The organism is Arsenophonus sp. (assembly GCA_031446085.1).
GTDB lineage: Bacteria > Pseudomonadota > Gammaproteobacteria > Enterobacterales > Enterobacteriaceae.
Genome location: CP132901.1, coordinates 346,022 through 364,464 on the forward strand (window position 1 = coordinate 346,022; position 18,443 = coordinate 364,464).

Annotated in this window: 16 protein-coding genes, 4 tRNA genes and 1 other RNA gene; 16 read left to right on the forward strand and 5 right to left on the reverse strand. The window is 23.1% G+C overall.

Annotated elements, in window-relative coordinates:
* Positions 1-170: 170 nt before the first annotated feature.
* The gene (gene smpB, locus RA161_01670; GenBank protein ID WMY97242.1) at positions 171-638 is read right to left on the reverse strand and encodes an SsrA-binding protein SmpB; all 468 of its coding nucleotides are present in this window, start codon (positions 636-638) and stop codon (positions 171-173) included.
* Positions 639-753: 115 nt separating this feature from the next.
* On the opposite strand from smpB, the gene ssrA reads away from it, so the two are divergent.
* Positions 754-1,128, forward strand: a transfer-messenger RNA (tmRNA) gene (gene ssrA / locus RA161_01675).
* A gap of 24 nt (positions 1,129-1,152) precedes the next feature.
* Here the strand turns inward: ssrA and bioA are convergent.
* Positions 1,153-2,436, reverse strand: a complete 1,284-nt coding sequence (gene bioA / locus RA161_01680; GenBank protein ID WMY97716.1) for an adenosylmethionine--8-amino-7-oxononanoate transaminase — start codon at positions 2,434-2,436, stop codon at positions 1,153-1,155.
* 92 nt (positions 2,437-2,528) lie between these two features.
* Here bioA and bioB point away from each other — a divergent pair, with 92 nt between their 5' ends.
* Genes bioB through RA161_01725 form a run of 9 tightly spaced genes read left to right on the forward strand, consistent with a single transcriptional unit; the run spans position 2,529 to position 10,369 of the window.
* The gene (gene bioB / locus RA161_01685; GenBank protein ID WMY97243.1) at positions 2,529-3,566 is read left to right on the forward strand and encodes a biotin synthase BioB; all 1,038 of its coding nucleotides are present in this window, start codon (positions 2,529-2,531) and stop codon (positions 3,564-3,566) included.
* On the forward strand, positions 3,566-4,732 hold the full coding sequence (locus RA161_01690; protein WMY97244.1) for an 8-amino-7-oxononanoate synthase: 1,167 nt from the start codon (positions 3,566-3,568) through the stop codon (positions 4,730-4,732). The genes bioB and RA161_01690 overlap by 1 nt, the downstream gene beginning before the upstream one ends.
* Positions 4,725-5,471 (forward strand): malonyl-ACP O-methyltransferase BioC, encoded by a 747-nt coding sequence (bioC, locus tag RA161_01695; GenBank protein WMY97245.1) that lies wholly within the window; start codon positions 4,725-4,727, stop codon positions 5,469-5,471. Before RA161_01690 ends, bioC begins: the two co-directional genes overlap by 8 nt.
* Positions 5,464-6,153, forward strand: coding sequence for a dethiobiotin synthase (gene bioD / locus RA161_01700; GenBank protein WMY97246.1), 690 nt, complete (start codon positions 5,464-5,466; stop codon positions 6,151-6,153). The genes bioC and bioD overlap by 8 nt, the downstream gene beginning before the upstream one ends.
* 60 nt (positions 6,154-6,213) lie before the next feature.
* Positions 6,214-7,035: a transporter substrate-binding domain-containing protein gene (locus tag RA161_01705; protein ID WMY97247.1), complete on the forward strand. Its 822-nt coding sequence runs from the start codon at positions 6,214-6,216 to the stop codon at positions 7,033-7,035.
* 21 nt (positions 7,036-7,056) lie between these two features.
* On the forward strand, positions 7,057-7,770 hold the full coding sequence (locus tag RA161_01710) for an ABC transporter permease subunit (protein ID WMY97248.1): 714 nt from the start codon (positions 7,057-7,059) through the stop codon (positions 7,768-7,770).
* A 50-nt stretch (positions 7,771-7,820) separates the two neighbouring features.
* Complete coding sequence (pgi, locus tag RA161_01715) at positions 7,821-9,461, forward strand: glucose-6-phosphate isomerase (GenBank protein WMY97249.1); 1,641 nt, start codon at positions 7,821-7,823, stop codon at positions 9,459-9,461.
* A 15-nt stretch (positions 9,462-9,476) separates the two neighbouring features.
* Positions 9,477-9,677, forward strand: coding sequence for a hypothetical protein (locus RA161_01720; GenBank protein ID WMY97250.1), 201 nt, complete (start codon positions 9,477-9,479; stop codon positions 9,675-9,677).
* A gap of 20 nt (positions 9,678-9,697) precedes the next feature.
* Positions 9,698-10,369, forward strand: coding sequence for a 4-hydroxybenzoate octaprenyltransferase (locus RA161_01725; GenBank protein WMY97717.1), 672 nt, complete (start codon positions 9,698-9,700; stop codon positions 10,367-10,369).
* Here RA161_01725 and plsB read toward each other — a convergent pair.
* Positions 10,356-12,800: a glycerol-3-phosphate 1-O-acyltransferase PlsB gene (gene plsB, locus RA161_01730; protein WMY97251.1), complete on the reverse strand. Its 2,445-nt coding sequence runs from the start codon at positions 12,798-12,800 to the stop codon at positions 10,356-10,358. The two genes, RA161_01725 and plsB, sit on opposite strands and share 14 nt — an antisense overlap.
* A gap of 180 nt (positions 12,801-12,980) precedes the next feature.
* Positions 12,981-14,303, reverse strand: coding sequence for a tRNA (N6-isopentenyl adenosine(37)-C2)-methylthiotransferase MiaB (miaB, locus tag RA161_01735; protein ID WMY97252.1), 1,323 nt, complete (start codon positions 14,301-14,303; stop codon positions 12,981-12,983).
* A gap of 128 nt (positions 14,304-14,431) precedes the next feature.
* On the opposite strand from miaB, the gene RA161_01740 reads away from it, so the two are divergent.
* Entirely contained in the window at positions 14,432-15,619 is a 1,188-nt protein-coding gene (locus RA161_01740; GenBank protein WMY97253.1) for an FAD-dependent oxidoreductase, read from the forward strand.
* Here the strand turns inward: RA161_01740 and coaA are convergent.
* Positions 15,616-16,398 carry a type I pantothenate kinase gene (coaA, locus tag RA161_01745; protein WMY97254.1) on the reverse strand — a complete coding sequence of 261 codons (783 nt, stop codon included), beginning with the start codon at positions 16,396-16,398 and terminating at the stop codon, positions 15,616-15,618. The genes RA161_01740 and coaA overlap by 4 nt on opposite strands.
* A gap of 293 nt (positions 16,399-16,691) precedes the next feature.
* Between coaA and RA161_01750 the strand changes: the two genes are divergently transcribed.
* From RA161_01750 to tuf, 5 genes are all read left to right on the forward strand, one after another.
* A tRNA-Thr gene (locus RA161_01750) sits at positions 16,692-16,764 on the forward strand.
* A gap of 31 nt (positions 16,765-16,795) precedes the next feature.
* A tRNA-Tyr gene (locus RA161_01755) sits at positions 16,796-16,877 on the forward strand.
* Positions 16,878-16,939: 62 nt separating this feature from the next.
* Positions 16,940-17,011: transfer RNA gene (locus RA161_01760), tRNA-Gly, on the forward strand.
* Positions 17,012-17,026: 15 nt separating this feature from the next.
* A tRNA-Thr gene (locus RA161_01765) sits at positions 17,027-17,099 on the forward strand.
* Between the two features lie 114 nt (positions 17,100-17,213).
* On the forward strand, positions 17,214-18,398 hold the full coding sequence (tuf, locus tag RA161_01770; GenBank protein ID WMY97255.1) for an elongation factor Tu: 1,185 nt from the start codon (positions 17,214-17,216) through the stop codon (positions 18,396-18,398).
* The last annotated feature ends 45 nt before the right edge of the window (positions 18,399-18,443 follow it).

Genomic DNA, 18,443 nt, shown 5'->3' on the forward strand with positions numbered 1-18,443 from the left:
TATTTTGATATTTATCACATGATAAAAAAATATAAAAATAAAAATATTACATAAATTGTTTATTTTTTTTGTCAAGAATAGTAAAACACCAATCAAAAATCAACAAAAAAATGTTTTTTTTAAAAAAAAACTGTCATTTTAATATAAATAAATAATTTTTTAAGTTAGAGTTAAAAAAAATTTTTGATAAACCGTTCTTTATCTATATTCCATTCTCTTTTTTTTATATCTAATCTCTTATCATATTGTTTTTTTCCTTTTACAATACCAATTTCAATTTTACACCACTTTTTTTTCCAATATATAGATAACGCTACTGCAGTACAATGCAGTCTATTAATATGACTCAATAAAATATGTAATTCTTTTTTATTTAACAATAACTTTCTATTTCTTTTAATATTACATTTCTTATATAAAAAAGTTGATTTAATTGGTGTAATTGTTGCATTAACAAGATAAGCTTCATTTGATATAAAACTAACATAACTATTAATAATACTAACCTGATTAAATTTTAACGCTTTTACTTCCCAAGGTTCTAATACTAAACCTGCTTCCATTCTTTTTAAAATAAAATATTCATAATTTATTTTCCTGTTAATTACAATGTTTTTATTAAACATATTTTTTTTCATAAAAAAGTAAATATTTTTTATATTACAAAAAAATAAATTTAATTTCTATATTTTAATAGAATTTAGTTGATTTTTTAGTAAAATTAATTATAATTTATTTCTAGGTATAGAAATTGGGGCTGTTTTTGGATTCGACGAATTTTATTAAATAATGAAATGCATGTCGAGGGTGCGGCTGGACCTCGTAAAAAAGTCGCGCATCAATAAATGCAAATAAACATAAAACATTTGAACTAGCAGCTTAATAAACTACGAGTTCCTTCTTATTTACTTAATTACTCTAAAAGTAAATCAAAAAGAAGATAATATAATACAGAGTAAACGTGAAAATATTTTGCTTATTAAATTGAAACGTTTAAAAAAATAAGCTAAAAAATTTAAAATATGTATGTCTGTTTTAAATTTATTATCTTCGACATAACTAAACATGTAGAATTTCTATATATTATAATACTTTCGGATGCGGGTTCAAATCCCGCCAGCTCCACCAATTTAAATAGTTTAATGGATTATTTTATTTATATTGATTTTGATAAATAGCTAATTTAATAATATTAGTTAACTTTTTTATTTCTTTTTTCTGAATAATATAAGGAGGCATTAAATAAATTAAATTTTTAAATGGTCTGACCCATATACCTTGAGAAACAAAAAATTTTTGTAAATTAATAATATTTACTGGATCATACATTTCTATAACACCAATTGCACCTAAAATACGTACATCTTTAACTGTTTTTACATCTTTTATAGGAATTAAATCTTTAATTAATTGATTTTCAATATTTTTAACATTTTTTTTCCACGAAGATTGCATTAACAATTTAATGCTAGCTAACGAAATAGAACAAGCTAATGGATTAGCCATAAATGTAGGACCATGCATAAAACAACCTGGATTTCCATCACTAATAGTATTAGCTATTTTTCGAGTAGTAATAACAGCGGATAATGTTAAATATCCACCTGTTAATGCTTTTCCAACACATAAAATATCAGGTATAACATTACTATGTTCATAAGCAAATAATTTTCCAGTTCTTCCAAATCCTGTTGCAATTTCATCCGCAATTAATAAAATATTATATTTATTACATAATTTACGAACATATTTTAAATAATTAGGATGATAAAAACGCATTCCTCCTGCTCCTTGAACAATAGGTTCTAAAATAACAGCAGCAATTTTATCAAAATTTTTTTCTAATACCATTTTAAAAGATGCAGTGTCATCAAAATTCCATTTGCTATGAAATGTAGATTTCGGAGCTTTTACGAAAAAATTGTTAGAAAAATAGCCAGAATAAAGATGATGCATAGAATTTTTTGGATCACAAACAGACATAGCACCAAGTGTATCTCCGTGATAACTATATTCTAAAGCAATAAATTTTGTTCTATTTTGTTTTTTCATTTTCCAATATTGCATAGCCATTTTTAATGCTATATCTACAGCAACAGAACCAGAATCAGCAAAAAAAATACATTCTAATGAATTATCCACAATTTTTAGCAATTGTTTAGATAATTCAATAGCAGGAATATGTGTTATACCACCAAACATAACATGAGACATTTTTTTAATCTGATTTATCGCAGCTTGATTGATAACTGGATGATTATATCCATGAATTACTGACCACCAAGAAGACATGCCATCAATTATTTTTTTGCCATTTGCTAATTTTAATTTTACTCCCGATGCACTAATCACTGGATAAGTTGGAATAGGATTATTCATAGAAGTATAAGGATGCCAAATATGCTTCAAATCAAAATTAATATCATCTATTTTCATAAATTCTTCCTTATGAATTTTATTCATTTTAGTTGACATGATAATGATATTATTTAAACTGACAATAGTTTTATTTTTTTTGGAGAAATTTTATGAAGATAAAAAAAAATTGGACAACTAGTGAAGTAAAAAAAATTTTTGATAAACCATTTTTTCAATTATTATTTCAAGCACAAAAAATACATCGTATTAATTTTAATCCACAAGAAATACAAATTAGTACATTGTTATCAATAAAAACAGGTGCTTGTCCAGAAGATTGTAAATATTGTCCTCAAAGTGCAAGATATAAAACAGGATTAAAAGTTGAAAAATTATTAGAAATGAAAAAAATTATTCAAGCTGCAAAACAAGCAAAAAAATCTGGTGCTACTAGATTTTGTATGGGTGCAGCATGGAAAAATCCACATCAACGAGATATTCCATATTTAGAAAATATTGTAAAATCTGTAAAAAAATTAGGATTAGAAACATGTATGACATTAGGTACATTAAATAATAATCAAGCAAAAAAACTATCTCGAGCTGGATTAGATTATTATAATCATAATTTAGATACCTCTAGAAAATTTTATAAAAAGATTATTACAACAAGAACTTATCAAGATAGACTCGATACAATTGAAAAAGTAAGAAAAGCAGGAATTAAAGTATGTTCTGGAGGAATTATAGGATTAGGAGAAAAAAAATTAGACCGAGTTGAATTATTAACGGAATTAGCTAATTTACCTACACCTCCAGAAAGTGTACCTATTAATATGTTGATAAAAATAAAAGGAACACCTCTCGAAAAAAATGCAGATATAGATCCTTTTGATTTTATTCGTACTATTGCTGTGGCACGAATCATTATGCCAAAATCATTTATAAGATTATCAGCAGGAAGAGAAAAAATGAATGAACAAACACAAGCACTTTGTTTCATAGCTGGAGCGAATTCAATATTTTATGGTTGTAAATTGTTAACTGCACCAAACCCAAATGAAGATAAAGATATACAATTATTTAAAAAATTAAATATCAATACAAAACAAAAAAAAGAATCACTTAAATACTATAAAAAAATTAAAGAAATTGAAAAAAAATCTATAAAAATTAACAGTAAAAAATTTTATAACGCGGCAATATAATGAAATGGATAGATTATTTAAGTAATCAACTTAATATTCAAAAAAAAAGAAAATTATGGAGAAAAAGAAAAATAATTCAAAATAATAATATACGAACATTACTAATTGATAATAAAAAATACCTAAATTTTTCAACTAATGATTATTTAGGATTAACTAGTAATCAATCGATTATTGAAGCATGGAAAACAGGATTAGACAAATTTGGAACAGGAAGTGGAAGTTCTAGTTATATCACTGGATATAGTTCAGCACATGCTAAATTAGAAACAAAATTAGCTAATTGGTTAAATTATGATAAAGCTTTATTATTTAATTCTGGCTATTCAGCTAATCAAAGTGTAATAAACGTCTTAATGAATCATAAGAATAATCTTATCATTGCTGACAAATTATTTCATGCCTCTTTATTAGAGGCAGGAATAAACTCAAAGGCAAAATTAAAAAGATTTAACCATAACGAAATATTATCTTTAGAAAAAAAAATTTTAGAGTCGAATTCTAAAAAAATATTAGTAGCAACTGAAGGGATATTTAGTATGAATGGAGATATTGCACCTTTAAATCAAATTCAAATAATTACTAAAAAATATAACACTTTTCTTTTAGTAGACGACGCTCATGGTATAGGAATACAAGGAAAAGAAGGATCAGGAAGCTGTAAACTTTACAATATCAAACCAGAACTACTAATTGTAACTTTTGGCAAAGCATTTGGAATTAGTGGAGCTGCATTACTTTGTAACAAAACTATTGCAAATTATTTTTTACAAAATGCAAAACACTTAATTTATAGTACATCAATTCCACCAGCACAAGCAATGGCATTAATTGAAGCAATTAATCAAATTAGACATGCTGACAAATTAAGAATGAATCTTAAAAAAAATATTAGCTTTTTTATTAAAAAAGCACATGAATACAATCTACCAATTTTAAATTCATATACTCCCATTCAACCTTTAATGGTTGGTAAAAATGATGTTTGTTTAAAAATAGCAGAATTTTTAAAAAAAAATAAAATATGGGTACAAGCAATACGTCCTCCAACAGTTCCTCCTGGTACTTCTCGTTTACGAATTACATTGAATGCCTGTCATAAATTAAATGACATATTAAAATTAATAAAAACAATCAGTTATTTTTTTAAAAAAATCAATGAATAAAAAATACATTGCTCATTCTTTTAATAGAGCTGCTAAAAAATATGATAAAATTGCCATTTTTCAACAAAAAAGTGGGCAACATCTTTTTAAATTACTTTCTATTATACCAGGAAAAACTATTTTAGATGCAGGATGCGGTACTGGATATTTTAGTTATCAATGGAAATTGATTGGAAAAAAAGTTATTGCATTAGACATATCATCATCAATGTTAAAAGTTGCGAAAAAAAAAGGTGCTGCTAACACATATATACAAGCAGATATGGAAATGTTACCGTTAAAAAACGAAAGTGTTGATTTATGCTTTAGTCATCTTTCTATTCAATGGTGTGATAATTTACATCATACGTTAAGTGAATTATATCGCATTACTAAAAGAGGAGGAGTTATTGCATTTTCAACTTTATTAGAAGGATCTTTAAATGAATTAAAAGAATGTTGGAGAAAAATAGATAATAATTCACATATTAATTCATTCATGAATATTCAAGATATTAAAGCAATCTGTAATATTTGGAAATATAAATTTGAACAACAATGTTGGTTAACTATTTATCCATCTTTAATTACCTTATTAAAATCTTTAAAAGATATCGGAGCTACATACTTAAAAAAAGGAAGAACACATGGATTAATGACAAAAAATAAATTAAATAAATTAGCATTATACTATCCTCATATAGGACATCAATTTCCTTTAACTTATCAACTATTATTTGGAATACTATATCGTGAATAAATGTTTTTTTATTACTGGAACTGATACAAACATTGGAAAAACAATAGTTAGTTGCGCACTTTTGCAAGGAGCTAATTTTATGGGCTATAAAGCAATAGGTTATAAACCAATTGCTTCAGGAAGTAAGGAAACTAAATTTGGATTACGAAATCAAGATTCTGAATATTTACTAAAATATAGTACAGTACATTTAGAATATCAAGATATTAATCCTTTTACCTTTAAAGAAGGTACATCTCCAAATATTGCAAGTAAAATAGAAAAAAAAATAATAGATATAAACAAAATAAGTCAGGGATTAGAAAAAATAAAAAAAAAAGCCGATTACATTATTATTGAAGGAGCTGGAGGATGGTATACACCAATTTCTTTTAATCAAACATTATCAGATTGGGTTACTAAAGAAAAAATAGAAATTATTTTAGTTATTGGAATTAAATTAGGATGTATAAATCATGCGATATTAACTAAAAAAGCAATTCTAAATGAAAAATTAAAAATTGTTGGATGGATTGGAAATCATCTTGAATCTACTCATCAATATACAAAAGAATATTTAGAAACAATAAATACATTTTTATCTCCTATTCCATGCTTAGGAAATATACCATTTTTAAAAAATTGGAAAAAAAAATCAATGATAGAATATTTATATTTAAATAAAATTTTTTCATATATTTAATTATTAATAACAAAAATATCTTTTTATTAGTCACATTAAAACTTACTTAGGATGTAAACAATGGAAATACAAAATATTAAATTTTTTTTATTTATTATTTTAATAATATTTTTTTCATTTGTTAATGCTGAAAAAATTGATGAAATTCAAAAAAATGGAATCATAAAAATTGCAGTTTTTGATAGTAATCCACCTTTTGGATTTATAGATCCCGTTAATAATAAATTGATAGGATATGATATTGATATTGCTAATTCTATTGCTAAACTTTTAAATGTAAAAACAGTGTTCTTAACAACCAATCCAGCAAATAGAATTCCTCTTTTAGTAAGTAATAAAGTAGATCTTATCAGTGCTAATTTCACAATTACTCAAGAAAGATCTAAAAAAGTAGAATTTTCTATTCCTATTTTTTCAACTCAACAAAAATTTATCGCACGAAAAGGAATATTAAAAAATCAAGATGATCTTAAAAATTTAAGAATAGGAGCTGATAAAGGTACTATTCAAGAAATTAGATTAAAAAATCTATATCCAAATATTAAAGTAATTTCTTATGATAACACACCATTTTCTTTTTTAGCTTTACGTAATAATAATGTTGATGCCATAACACAAGACGATGCAAAACTAATAGGATTATTTTCAAAATTACCTAAAAATATTCAAAAAAATTATGAAATCTCTTCATTTAGTATTAGTCATGAATATCAAGCATTAGCAGTAATAAAAGGAGAAAAAAAATTCATTGACATAATAAATAACCTATTATTAGAATTAGAAAAAAACGGAGAAGCTCAGAAAATATTTAATCGATGGTTTTTGGAAGAAAAATCATTAAAAAGAAATAAGTTCAAAAAACATTTCGAAAAATTAAAATAAAATCATTTTAAAAGGAAAATTATGATTGAAAATTTTTTTTCAATTATAGAGAAAGAACAATATTTAAATTCTATTTGTTATGGATTATTTGTAACTATTTTAATTTCATTATTTACAATATTTTTTTCAACAATATTAGGTTTATTATTTTTTATTTTAAAAGAAATTAATTTTCTTTTTTTAAAATATTTTATTAAAATTTATATTACTTTATTTAAAAATACTCCATTATTAATGCAATTATTTTTTTGGTATTTTGCTGCTAATAGTTTTCTCCCAACATCTTTAATTAAATGGTTAAAAACGTCGCATCATATTAATATAATTAATATTTCATTGATTAATTTAATTTCATTTGAATTTTTAATAGGATTAATAGGATTAACGATATATTCAATCCCTTTTATTGTTGAAGAATTAAAAAGTGGTATGTTAAGTATCAAGAAAAATCAAAAAATAGAAGCAATGGCTTTAGGATTGTCAAAAATAACAATATGGAAATATATTTTTTTCCCTCAAATATTAAAGAATTCTTATATTCCAATTTTAGGTCAATATATGAATATTATTAAAAATTCTTCATTAACAATGGCAATAGGAGTAACAGAACTTTCTTATATTTCACGTCAAATTGAAAGTGAAAGTTTTCAAACATTTACAATATTTATAATAACAACAATATTATATATACTCATTATTGGAATTATAGAAATAATTAGAAAATTTATACAATAAAAGATAAACAAATTGAATAAAAAAATATTAAATAAATTTATTAAAAAATAATGAAAAATATCAATCCCACACACACTTCTATTTGGAAAAAACTAAAAAAAAATTATGAAACAACAAAAAAAATTCATATGTTTGATCTTTTTAAAAAAGATCAAAATCGTTTTAAAAAATTTTCATTATTATTTAATAATAAAATTTTAATTGACTATTCTAAAAATAGAATAACTGATTCTACATTTAAATTGTTACTAAATCTAGCAAAAAATTTAAGAATAGATATTGCAATCAAAGCAATGTTTATTGGAAAAAAAATTAATCAAACAGAAAATCAAGCAGTTTTACATATTGCACTAAGGAATATCAAAAATAATCCTATTATATTAAATGGAATTAACATAATGCATGATATTAATCATATTCTCAAAAAAATGGAAAAATTTAGCAATCAAATTATTAATAGTGAATGGAAAGGATATACTGGAAAATCAATTACAGATATAGTAAATATCGGAATAGGTGGATCACATATTGGACAAAATATGGTAGTTGAAGCATTAAAACCTTATAAAAATCATTTAAAAATACATTTTTTATCCAATATAGATGGAACACATATTGAAGATATTTTAAACAAAATTTTACCTGAAAGAACATTATTTCTTATTACTTCTAAAACTTTTAAAACGAAAGAAACTATAATTAACGCAAAAAATGTAAAAAAGTGGTTTTTAAAAATTTCAAAAAATAAAAAAAGTTTAGAAAAACATTTTATTGCTATTTCAAATAATGAAAAAGAAGTTAATAAATTTGGAATTAATACAAAAAAAAATCTATTTAAAATATTTAATTGGATCAATGGTAGATATTCATTATGGTCTGCAATGGGGTTAATTATTGTTTTATCAGTAGGATATAATAATTTTAAAAAATTATTATATGGAGCTCACGACATGGATGAACACTTCAAAAATAATACTTTTGATCAAAATATTCCTGTAATATTAGCATTAATAAGTATTTGGTATAATAATTTCTTTAAAAGTGAAACAGAATTAATTCTTCCATATAATCAAAATTTATATCGTTTTTCAGAATATATTCAACAAATAGGTATGGAATCAAATGGGAAGTCTATTGATAGAAATGGAAAAAAAATCAATTATCAAACTGGATCTATTATTTGGGGAGGAGTTGGTACAAATTATGAACATACCTTTTGTCAATTAATACATCAAGGAACAAAATTAATTCCTTGTGATTTTATAGTTCCTGTTACAAATAACAGTACATATCAAGAAAATAACTATTATTTAATTGCTCATTTTTTATCACAATCTCAAACCTTAGCATTTGGAAATATTAAAGAAAAAAAATACAAATATATTGACTATTGCTTTAACAAGATAAAAAATTCTATACCTTATAAGAAATTAATTGGCAATAATCCAAGTAATACAATTTTATTAAATAAAATTACGCCTTATACTTTAGGAGCATTAATTGCAATGTATGAACACAAAGTATTTATTCAAGGAGCAATATTAAATATTTTTAGTTTTGATCAATGGGGTATAGAATATGGGAAAAAGATAACCAATTATTTTTTTTCTGTTTTAAAAAAAAAAAAAAATACACATTGTGATTCTTCAACCAATGGATTAATAAAATATGTAAAAAACTGGAAAAAATAATTAATTTAAAAAATTATGAAATTTTTAACATTTAAAAAAAAAATTAAAAAAAATAAATTTGTAAAAAAAATTTATCCTTATTTATCCTTGATAAGAATCAATAATCCTACAGGAATTTTTCTATTATTATGGCCAACTTATTGGGCATTATGGTTATCTAGTAATGGAATGCCTGAAAAAAAAAAATTATTATATTTACTCTTGGTAGTATTTTAACAAGAAGTGCAGGATGTATTATTAATGATTGTATAGATAAAAATATTGATAAGCATATTCCTAGAACTAAAAAAAGACCATTAGTAATAAAAAAAATAAAAATTAAAAATGCATTAATATTATATTTATTTTTAATTTTTCTATCATTTTTTTTGGTATTACAATTAAATCGAATGTCTATTTTTTTATCATTAATATCATTATCATTAATGATATTATATCCTTATACAAAAAGAATTACTTATTTCCCTCAAATAATATTAGGATGTACATTTAGTATGTCAATACTAATAGTGTATATTTCTAATAATCTATTTTTCCCTGTAGAATCTTGGTTGTTATTTATAACAAATATTATATGGATTATTATATATGATACCCAATACGCAACAACAGATATGAAATATGATATTATTATATCTATTAAATCTACGGCTATATTATTTGGAAAAAAAAATAGAAAAATAATTTTATATTTTCAATGTTTAATGATTTTCTCTTTAATATATATAGGATATTATTTAAAATTAAATTATATTTTCTTTATTCATTTAATTATAGCAGGATTAATTTTTCTATATCAACAAAAATTGATGAAAAAAAATAACCAAAACGCATATTTAAAAGCATTCAAAAGTAACCAATATGTCGGATTAATTATTTTTATTGGAATATTTCTTAATTTTTTATAAAATATTTTGAATTTTTTATAATTAAATATATTTCAAAAGAAATCAATTTAGAAATGACTTTATATAAAGAAGATATGTTATTAGTAACTAATAAATTACCTTTTCTATTAACATACTTTTCTTTCATTAAAGTATCTATTAACTTTGAAAAAATACTTTTGTCAAAAAATTCAGGAGAATTAATTCCATATAATATAGATAAACGATGTGCTAATATTTGACTTTGTTTTTCTAAAATCAATCTGTTATAAACAGATTGATTACTTAACAAAGATAATGTAATAGCGTAACGTTGTAATATTTCTTTTATACTTGATGCTAAAGTTTGTAACAATCTTAATCGATTTGGATTAATAATAAAAGATTGTTCTTCTTTTTTTAAAAATATTATTTTTTGTTTTTTTAATTCATTAATAATTATTTCTATAATTTTATGCAATTCTTTTCTCTGATATCGCATAAAGAGTTCTGCTTTTAAAAATGGATAAATTAAATTAGTTTGATATTTAATAACACTAATTTTAATATTACCATTATAATATATAATTATACTAGAAACTAATGCTGGTAAAGCAATCAAATGAATAATATTATTTCTATAATAAGTCATAAAAACTGCATTATTTCTTGAAAGAAAAATAATATCTCCAATATTATCTCTCTCAATATGAAATTTTTTAGATAATAATGCATCTTCTAAAATTAATTTAGCATTTTTATTAGGTATAGTTATGTATTGACTATATGGAATATTTTTAAAAATTTTTAAATAACATTCAATTTGTTCTATTAATTCTTCTCTAGTTAATGCTCTTTGAAATGAAGATAATAAAATTATACTACATAAATTTATTGCATTTAATGCAGCAGCATTATTAATATGAGTCATAATTTTATAAGCTAATTTTGATGAGACTATATTTAACCAAATAGGACGATGATATACAAAAGAATTAATAGATTTACGCCATTTAGGAACATGGATATCTAAATATTGATTCAACAAAATTGGCTTTCCAAAATTTACATATCCTTGTCCTAAATTTTTTAATTTCAATAAAGCTTTTAACATTAAAAAAAATCCCTCTTTTTTTTTGGTAGCTCCTTTTAATTCCTTAGAATATGTAGAAACTTCTAAAACATTTTCATATCCAATATAAATAGGCACAATTGAAATGACGCGAGTATCACTATTTAAAATTCCTTGAATTGTCATAGATAACGTTCCGGTTTTTGGATCTAATAATCTACCAGTTCTAGATCTTTTTCCTTCAATAAAAAATTCTACAGAATATCCACGAAAAAATAATTCATTAAGATATTCACGAAATATAATAGAATATAACTTATTATATCCAAAAGATCTTCTAATAAAAAAAGCTCCTAACCTACGAAAGATATTTCCAATAGGCCAAAAATTTAAATTGTTTCCTGCAATAATATGAGGTGGTACCAATCCTTGATGATATAATATGTAAGAAAGCAATAAATAGTCCATATGACTTCTGTGAGATGGAATATAAATAATTTCATATCCATCTTGAGCTAATTTTCGAACACGTTCTATATGATTCACATGAATACCTTGATAAAAACGATTCCAAGTCCAACTCAAAACTCTATCTGTAATACGAATAGTTTCATATGAAAAATTAGCAGCTATTTCTTTTAAAATTTTTTTTGCTTGTTTTTGTACTTTTAAAATATTAATTTTTTTTACTTTAGCTTCATCAGACATAACTTTTTTTATGATATTAGATTTTAAAATTTTATTAAATAAGTCTTGTCTAATCGGTAATTTAGGACCAATCGAAGCTAATCTTTGACGCGAATAATGAATACGTGCTACTCGAATTAATTTTTTAGTAATAATTTTATCTGTACCATATTTTTTAGCAATCTGTGATAATGACACAATAGGAGAAAATCGAATAAAAGTATCGCGTCCTAACCAAATAATTGAAAAAAATTTTTGAACTTTATTTAAAAATTTTAAAATAGGTATCGTTAAATGCGATTCTCTTCCTGGTGATCTACCAAACATAACTGAAACTGGTAATAATTGAACATTTAAATTTTTATTTTTAAAATGCAAATCTAGATATGAAATAAATATTTTTACTGAATCCATTTTATAAAGAGATAATAAATAACTGAAAATATAAGATTTATCATCTATAAAAATATACGAAGGTAATTTTTTTTTTTTAATTATATTTTTATCAAACGGATCAGGTAATCCAATACATTTACATTGATATCTTAATGTAAATAAATCCATATAAGAACGATAAGGTAATACATATAAAAAAGGACGTTTTAAATCAAAAGATAACTCTTTAATAGGATTTTTTGGTATTAATTTACTTTTTATAAAAAAATTCATAATAAAATTTATTATATTAAAAATACATTTTAACCATTTTAACATTAATAAAAATGCTCCAATAAAAACAAAAAATTTATACTAATACCTAATAGTATTACTAAAAAGTTATTTTTAAATTCTAAAAAATATTAAATATTACTTAACATTTTTAAAAATTCTATAATAGTTTAGTTTAAACTAAACTATTCATGAAAATTAAATATATCAGTCTATTAATAAATATTAAATTAATTCTCCATTTAAACTATGTAATTTATAACCAGTAATTTTTAATTTTACAAATTTTCCAATCATATCAAAAGAACCATCAAAAACAACAATACGATTATTTTCTGTACGGGCACAAAGTTTATTTTTATTTTTACGAGATAATCCTTCAACTAAAACATTTTGAATAGTTCCTAACATCATTTTGCTATAAAAAAATGATTTTTCATTAATTTTATTTTGTAAAATTGAAAGACGTTCTTTTTTTGTTTCTAAAGTAATATTATCTTCTAATTTAGATGCTGCAGTTCCAGGTCTAGCAGAATATATAAAACTATAACTCATATCAAAACAAATATCTTCAACTAATTCAATTGTTTTTTTAAAATCCCGTTCAGTTTCACCAGGAAAACCAACAATAAAATCTGAACTAATTAAAATATTAGAACGTGCTATTCTTAATTTTTCAATAATTTTTTTATATTCATTAATAGTATATAATCTTCTCATTAATCTTAAAATACGATCTGAACCACTTTGTACTGGAAGATGTAAAAAACTTACAATTTTTGGTATATGCTTAAAAGCATCAATAATATCATCTGTAAATTCAAAAGGATGACTAGTCGTAAAACGAATTCTTTTAACCTTATCAATTGAAGAAATTAAATATAGTAATTCTGAAAATGAACAAGTTTTTCCATTAAAACTTTTACCATAATAAGAATTAACATTTTGTCCTAATAAATGTATTTCTTTAACACCTTGTTCAGTCAATTCTATTATTTCTAATAAAATATCATCACATGATCTACTAACTTCTGGTCCACGAGTGTACGGAACTATACAAAATGAACAATATTTATTACATCCTTCCATGATAGAAACATATGCAGAAACACTATTTGCTATTGGTTTTGGTAAATTATCAAATTTTTCTATTGCAGGAAAAGAAATATCTATAACAGAATTATTACTCATTTTCTTTTTTTCAATCATGAATGGTAATCGTTGTAAAGTTTGAGGACCAAAAATTATATCGATATATGGCGTTCTTTTTAATAAAAATTTACCTTCTTGAGATGCAACACAACCGCCAACTGCTATAATAACCTTTGGATTCTTTTGCTTTATTTTTTTCCATCTTCCTAATTGATGAAACAATTTTTCCTGAGCTTTATCTCTAATAGAACATGTATTAAGAATCAATACATCAGCTTGTTTATATGAATCGGTTTTTTGATAACCACCATATTCATGTAATATATCAATAATTTTATCCGAATCATATTCATTCATCTGACAACCCCAAGTTTTAATATAAATTTTTTTAACCATTTTTTACCTCAAATAAATAATTATGTTAAATTTTAATTGATTAATTCTTATTAATAAAACATTATACCTATATAAACCGTAATATAATAAAATTGTATGTACTATTTTTATTTTTTATTTCTATATATATGAACAATAAAAAAAATATAAACATTGTCATAATAGGAGGTGGAATTTTAGGTTCTACAATTGCACTTGCCTTAGCTCAAAAAGGATGGAATATATTAATTATAGAAAAAAATAAATTTAAAAATTTGAAAATTCAAAATGAACCATATTTACGCGTTTCTGCATTAAATTATCAATCTATTCAATTTTTTAAAAAAATCAATATATGGCATGAAATTTTAAAAATAAATCGATATCAATCATATAAGACAATAAAAATTTTAGAAAATAAAAAAACAATTCTTAATTTTCAATCTAAAAATATTCAAATACCTGTTATGGGTTATATTATCGAAAATAATATATTACAAAAAATATTGTTAAAAAACCTCATAAAAAAACAAAACGTTTCTTTAAAATATTCAAATAAATCAATAAATTTAAACTATAAAAAAAAAAAATGGGAAATTATTATTAATAATAAAAAAATTTTCACTGATTTTATTATAGGAGCAGATGGAAAATTCTCCGAATTAAGCAATATTATTGGAATTAGAAATTATGGTTTTCAATATGAACAATCATGTTTATTAATTATAATAAAAATAAATCAAATCATCAAAAAAGATATTGTTTGGCAAGAATTTACTTCAACTGGACCACGTGCCTTTTTACCATTATTTGATGCTTATGCATGTTTAATTTGGTATGAACATCCTAAAAAAATAAAAGATTTAAAAAATATGACAAATAAAAAATTAAAAGAAAAAATTAGAAAAAAATTTAAAAATGAATTAAATAATATAAAAATAATCAAAAAAGATTCATTCCCACTCTTTTTTTATCATGCAAGTCACTATATAAAAAATGGAATAGCACTAATTGGAGATGCTGCACATACTATACATCCCTTGGCAGGTCAAGGAATTAATTTAGGATTACGTGATATTAATACATTAGTCAATACATTAAATTACATTAAAAAAAACTCTTTATCCATAAATAATAAAAAGAATTTTTATTTATATGAAAAAAAAAGAAAACAAGATTTTTTATTAATGCAATCAAGTATTACAATTATAGATTTTTTATTTAAATCTAATTTTCAATTAGTATCAAATATTAAAGAAGTATTATTTAATTTTTTAAATAAAAGTAATTTACTAAAAAATCAAATTTTAAAATACGCACTAGGATTGTATTTTTAATTTAACAAATATGAACAATAATTTTTCCATTTTAATTTTACTAAATCATGATCATAATTTTTCGTAATAATTAAATTTGCTTTTTTTTTAGTTAATATAATATTTTCTTCTAAATTTACTTTATTAACATTTTCCCATATAAAAGTCGCGATGCCAATGATTTCATTTAAATTAAATTTAGAATAACGATAATAATAACTATTAGGATCAGAAAAATAACAAAATTCTAAAAATCTATTAATATACCAAACTTTTAAAAAATAATCAGGTGCATCAATATAAATTGAAAAATCAAAAAAATTGGATGTGAAAATATTTTCGTTTAAATAATTTGTATAATCTTGAAAAATATTTAATCCTTCTACTATTAAAATATCTGGTTGTATAAAAGCTTGTTTTTTATTTTGAATAATATTATAATATTTATGAGAATAAATCGGGGCAAATACTTTCTTATTCCCTAATTTCATATTAACAATAAATTTTATTAAATGATTTATATCATATGACTGAGGAAATCCTTTTTTATTAAGTATATTTAACGTATTAAGAATATCATTGGAATACAAAAAACAATCTGTGGTAATTAAATCTACTTTTGGACGATTAGGAAAATTACTTAAAAATTGCCTTAATAATCTCGCAATAGTAGTTTTCCCAGAAGCAACACTACCAGTAATTCCAATAATATATGGTACTTTGTACGTATAACCATAGTTGCGTTTTTTAAAAATATTTTTTTGTTTTTTATTAAAATTAATATAATTAATATTCAACATTTTTGACAAAAGAAAATATTTTTTAATTATTTTTTTAAAAATAAATTTTCGATTTTTTTGTATAAAACTAGAGAATATTTTATAATTAGTTTCACTAAAAAGATTATTAAATTTCATAACATAGTTTATTTTATTTTTTTAAAAAAAAATTCAAAAAATTAAAAATTTTATAAAAATCTTTAAAAAATAATAAATTGTATATATAATTTGTTTAAATATATTTATTTTTAAAATATTATAACAAATTATATTAGTAATTATCATTTTAATTGTTTTCATTTTATTAAAAAAATGCCGGTATAGCTTAGTAGGTAGAGCAACTGACTTGTAATCAGTAGGTCCCAAGTTCAATTCTTGGTGCCGGCAATTTTATATTATATATAAAAATAATAATTTCGGTGGGGTTCCCGAGTGGCTAAAGGGAGCAGACTGTAAATCTGCCGTCTGAGACTTCGAAGGTTCGAATCCTTCCCCCACCAAATAATTTTGTTGATATAATTATGTAGTTTATTTTTATATATTAATTTTAAACAAATATATAGCGGATATGGTATAATGGTTATTATCTCAGCCTTCCAAGCTGATGATGCGGGTTCAAATCCCGCTATCCGCTAAAAAAATATATAGGGCTGATATAGCTTAGTAGGTAGAGCACATCCTTGGTATGGATGAGGTCGGCAGTTCAATTCTGCCTATCAGCACTAATATATGAATAAATAAGATTTATAATTAAATACATAAAAAAATTATCGTTTAATTCATTTTTTTAATAAAAAGAGTTAAATAATAATTAAATATTTAAAGGTAAAAATATAATGTCTAAAGAAAAATTTCAACGTTCAAAACCACATCTTAACGTTGGTACAATTGGTCATGTTGATCATGGTAAAACTACTCTAACATCAGCTATAACCACTGTATTAGCTAAAAAATATGGAGGTAATGCATTTGCTTTTGAACAAATAGATAATGCACCAGAAGAAAAAGCTAGAGGTATTACTATTTCAACATCTCATGTAGAATATGATACTTCTTTAAGACATTATGCTCATGTAGATTGTCCAGGACATGCTGATTATATAAAAAATATGATTACTGGAGCAGCACAAATGGATGGAGCAATATTAGTTGTAGCTGCAACAGATGGACCAATGCCTCAAACTCGTGAACATATATTATTAGCTAGACAAGTTGGTGTACCTTATATCGTGGTATTTTTAAATAAATGCGACATGGTAGATGATAAAGAATTACTTGAACTTGTCGAAATAGAAGTTCGAGAATTACTTACACAATATAATTTTCCTGGAGATAAAACACCAATTATTCAAGGATCTGCTTTAAAAGCTTTAGATGGTATTCAAGAATGGGAAGAAAAAATTTTACAACTTACAAATGCATTAGATGAATATATTCCAGAACCAGTTAGAGCTATTAATAAACCTTTTCTTTTACCTATTGAAGATGTTTTTTCTATATCTGGAAGAGGAACTGTAGTAACTGGAAGGATCGAAACTGGAATTGTAAAAGTTGGATCTGAAATCGAAATAGTTGGCTTAAAAAAAACTACTAAGACAATATGTACTGGAGTAGAAATGTTTCGAAAATTATTAGATGAAGGAAGAGCTGGTGAAAATGTAGGAATTTTATTAAGAGGAACAAAAAGAGAAGAAGTTGAACGAGGTCAAGTCTTAGCAGAACCTAATTCTATTAAGCCATACACTAAATTTGATTCAGAAGTATATATCCTAAAAAAAGAAGAAGGAGGTCGACATACACCATTTTTTAACGGATATCGACCACAATTCTATTTCAGAACTACCGATGTTACTGGAACAATAAAATTAAAAGAAAATGTTGAAATGGTTATGCCTGGAGATAATATACATATGCAAGTTACTTTAATAGCACCTATTGCCATGGATGTTGGTTTAAGATTTGCTATTAGAGAAGGAGGACATACAGTTGGAGCAGGATTAGTAACTAATATTATTGAATAATATAATAAATTATTTATTAAATAATAAATAACATGCAAAATGCAT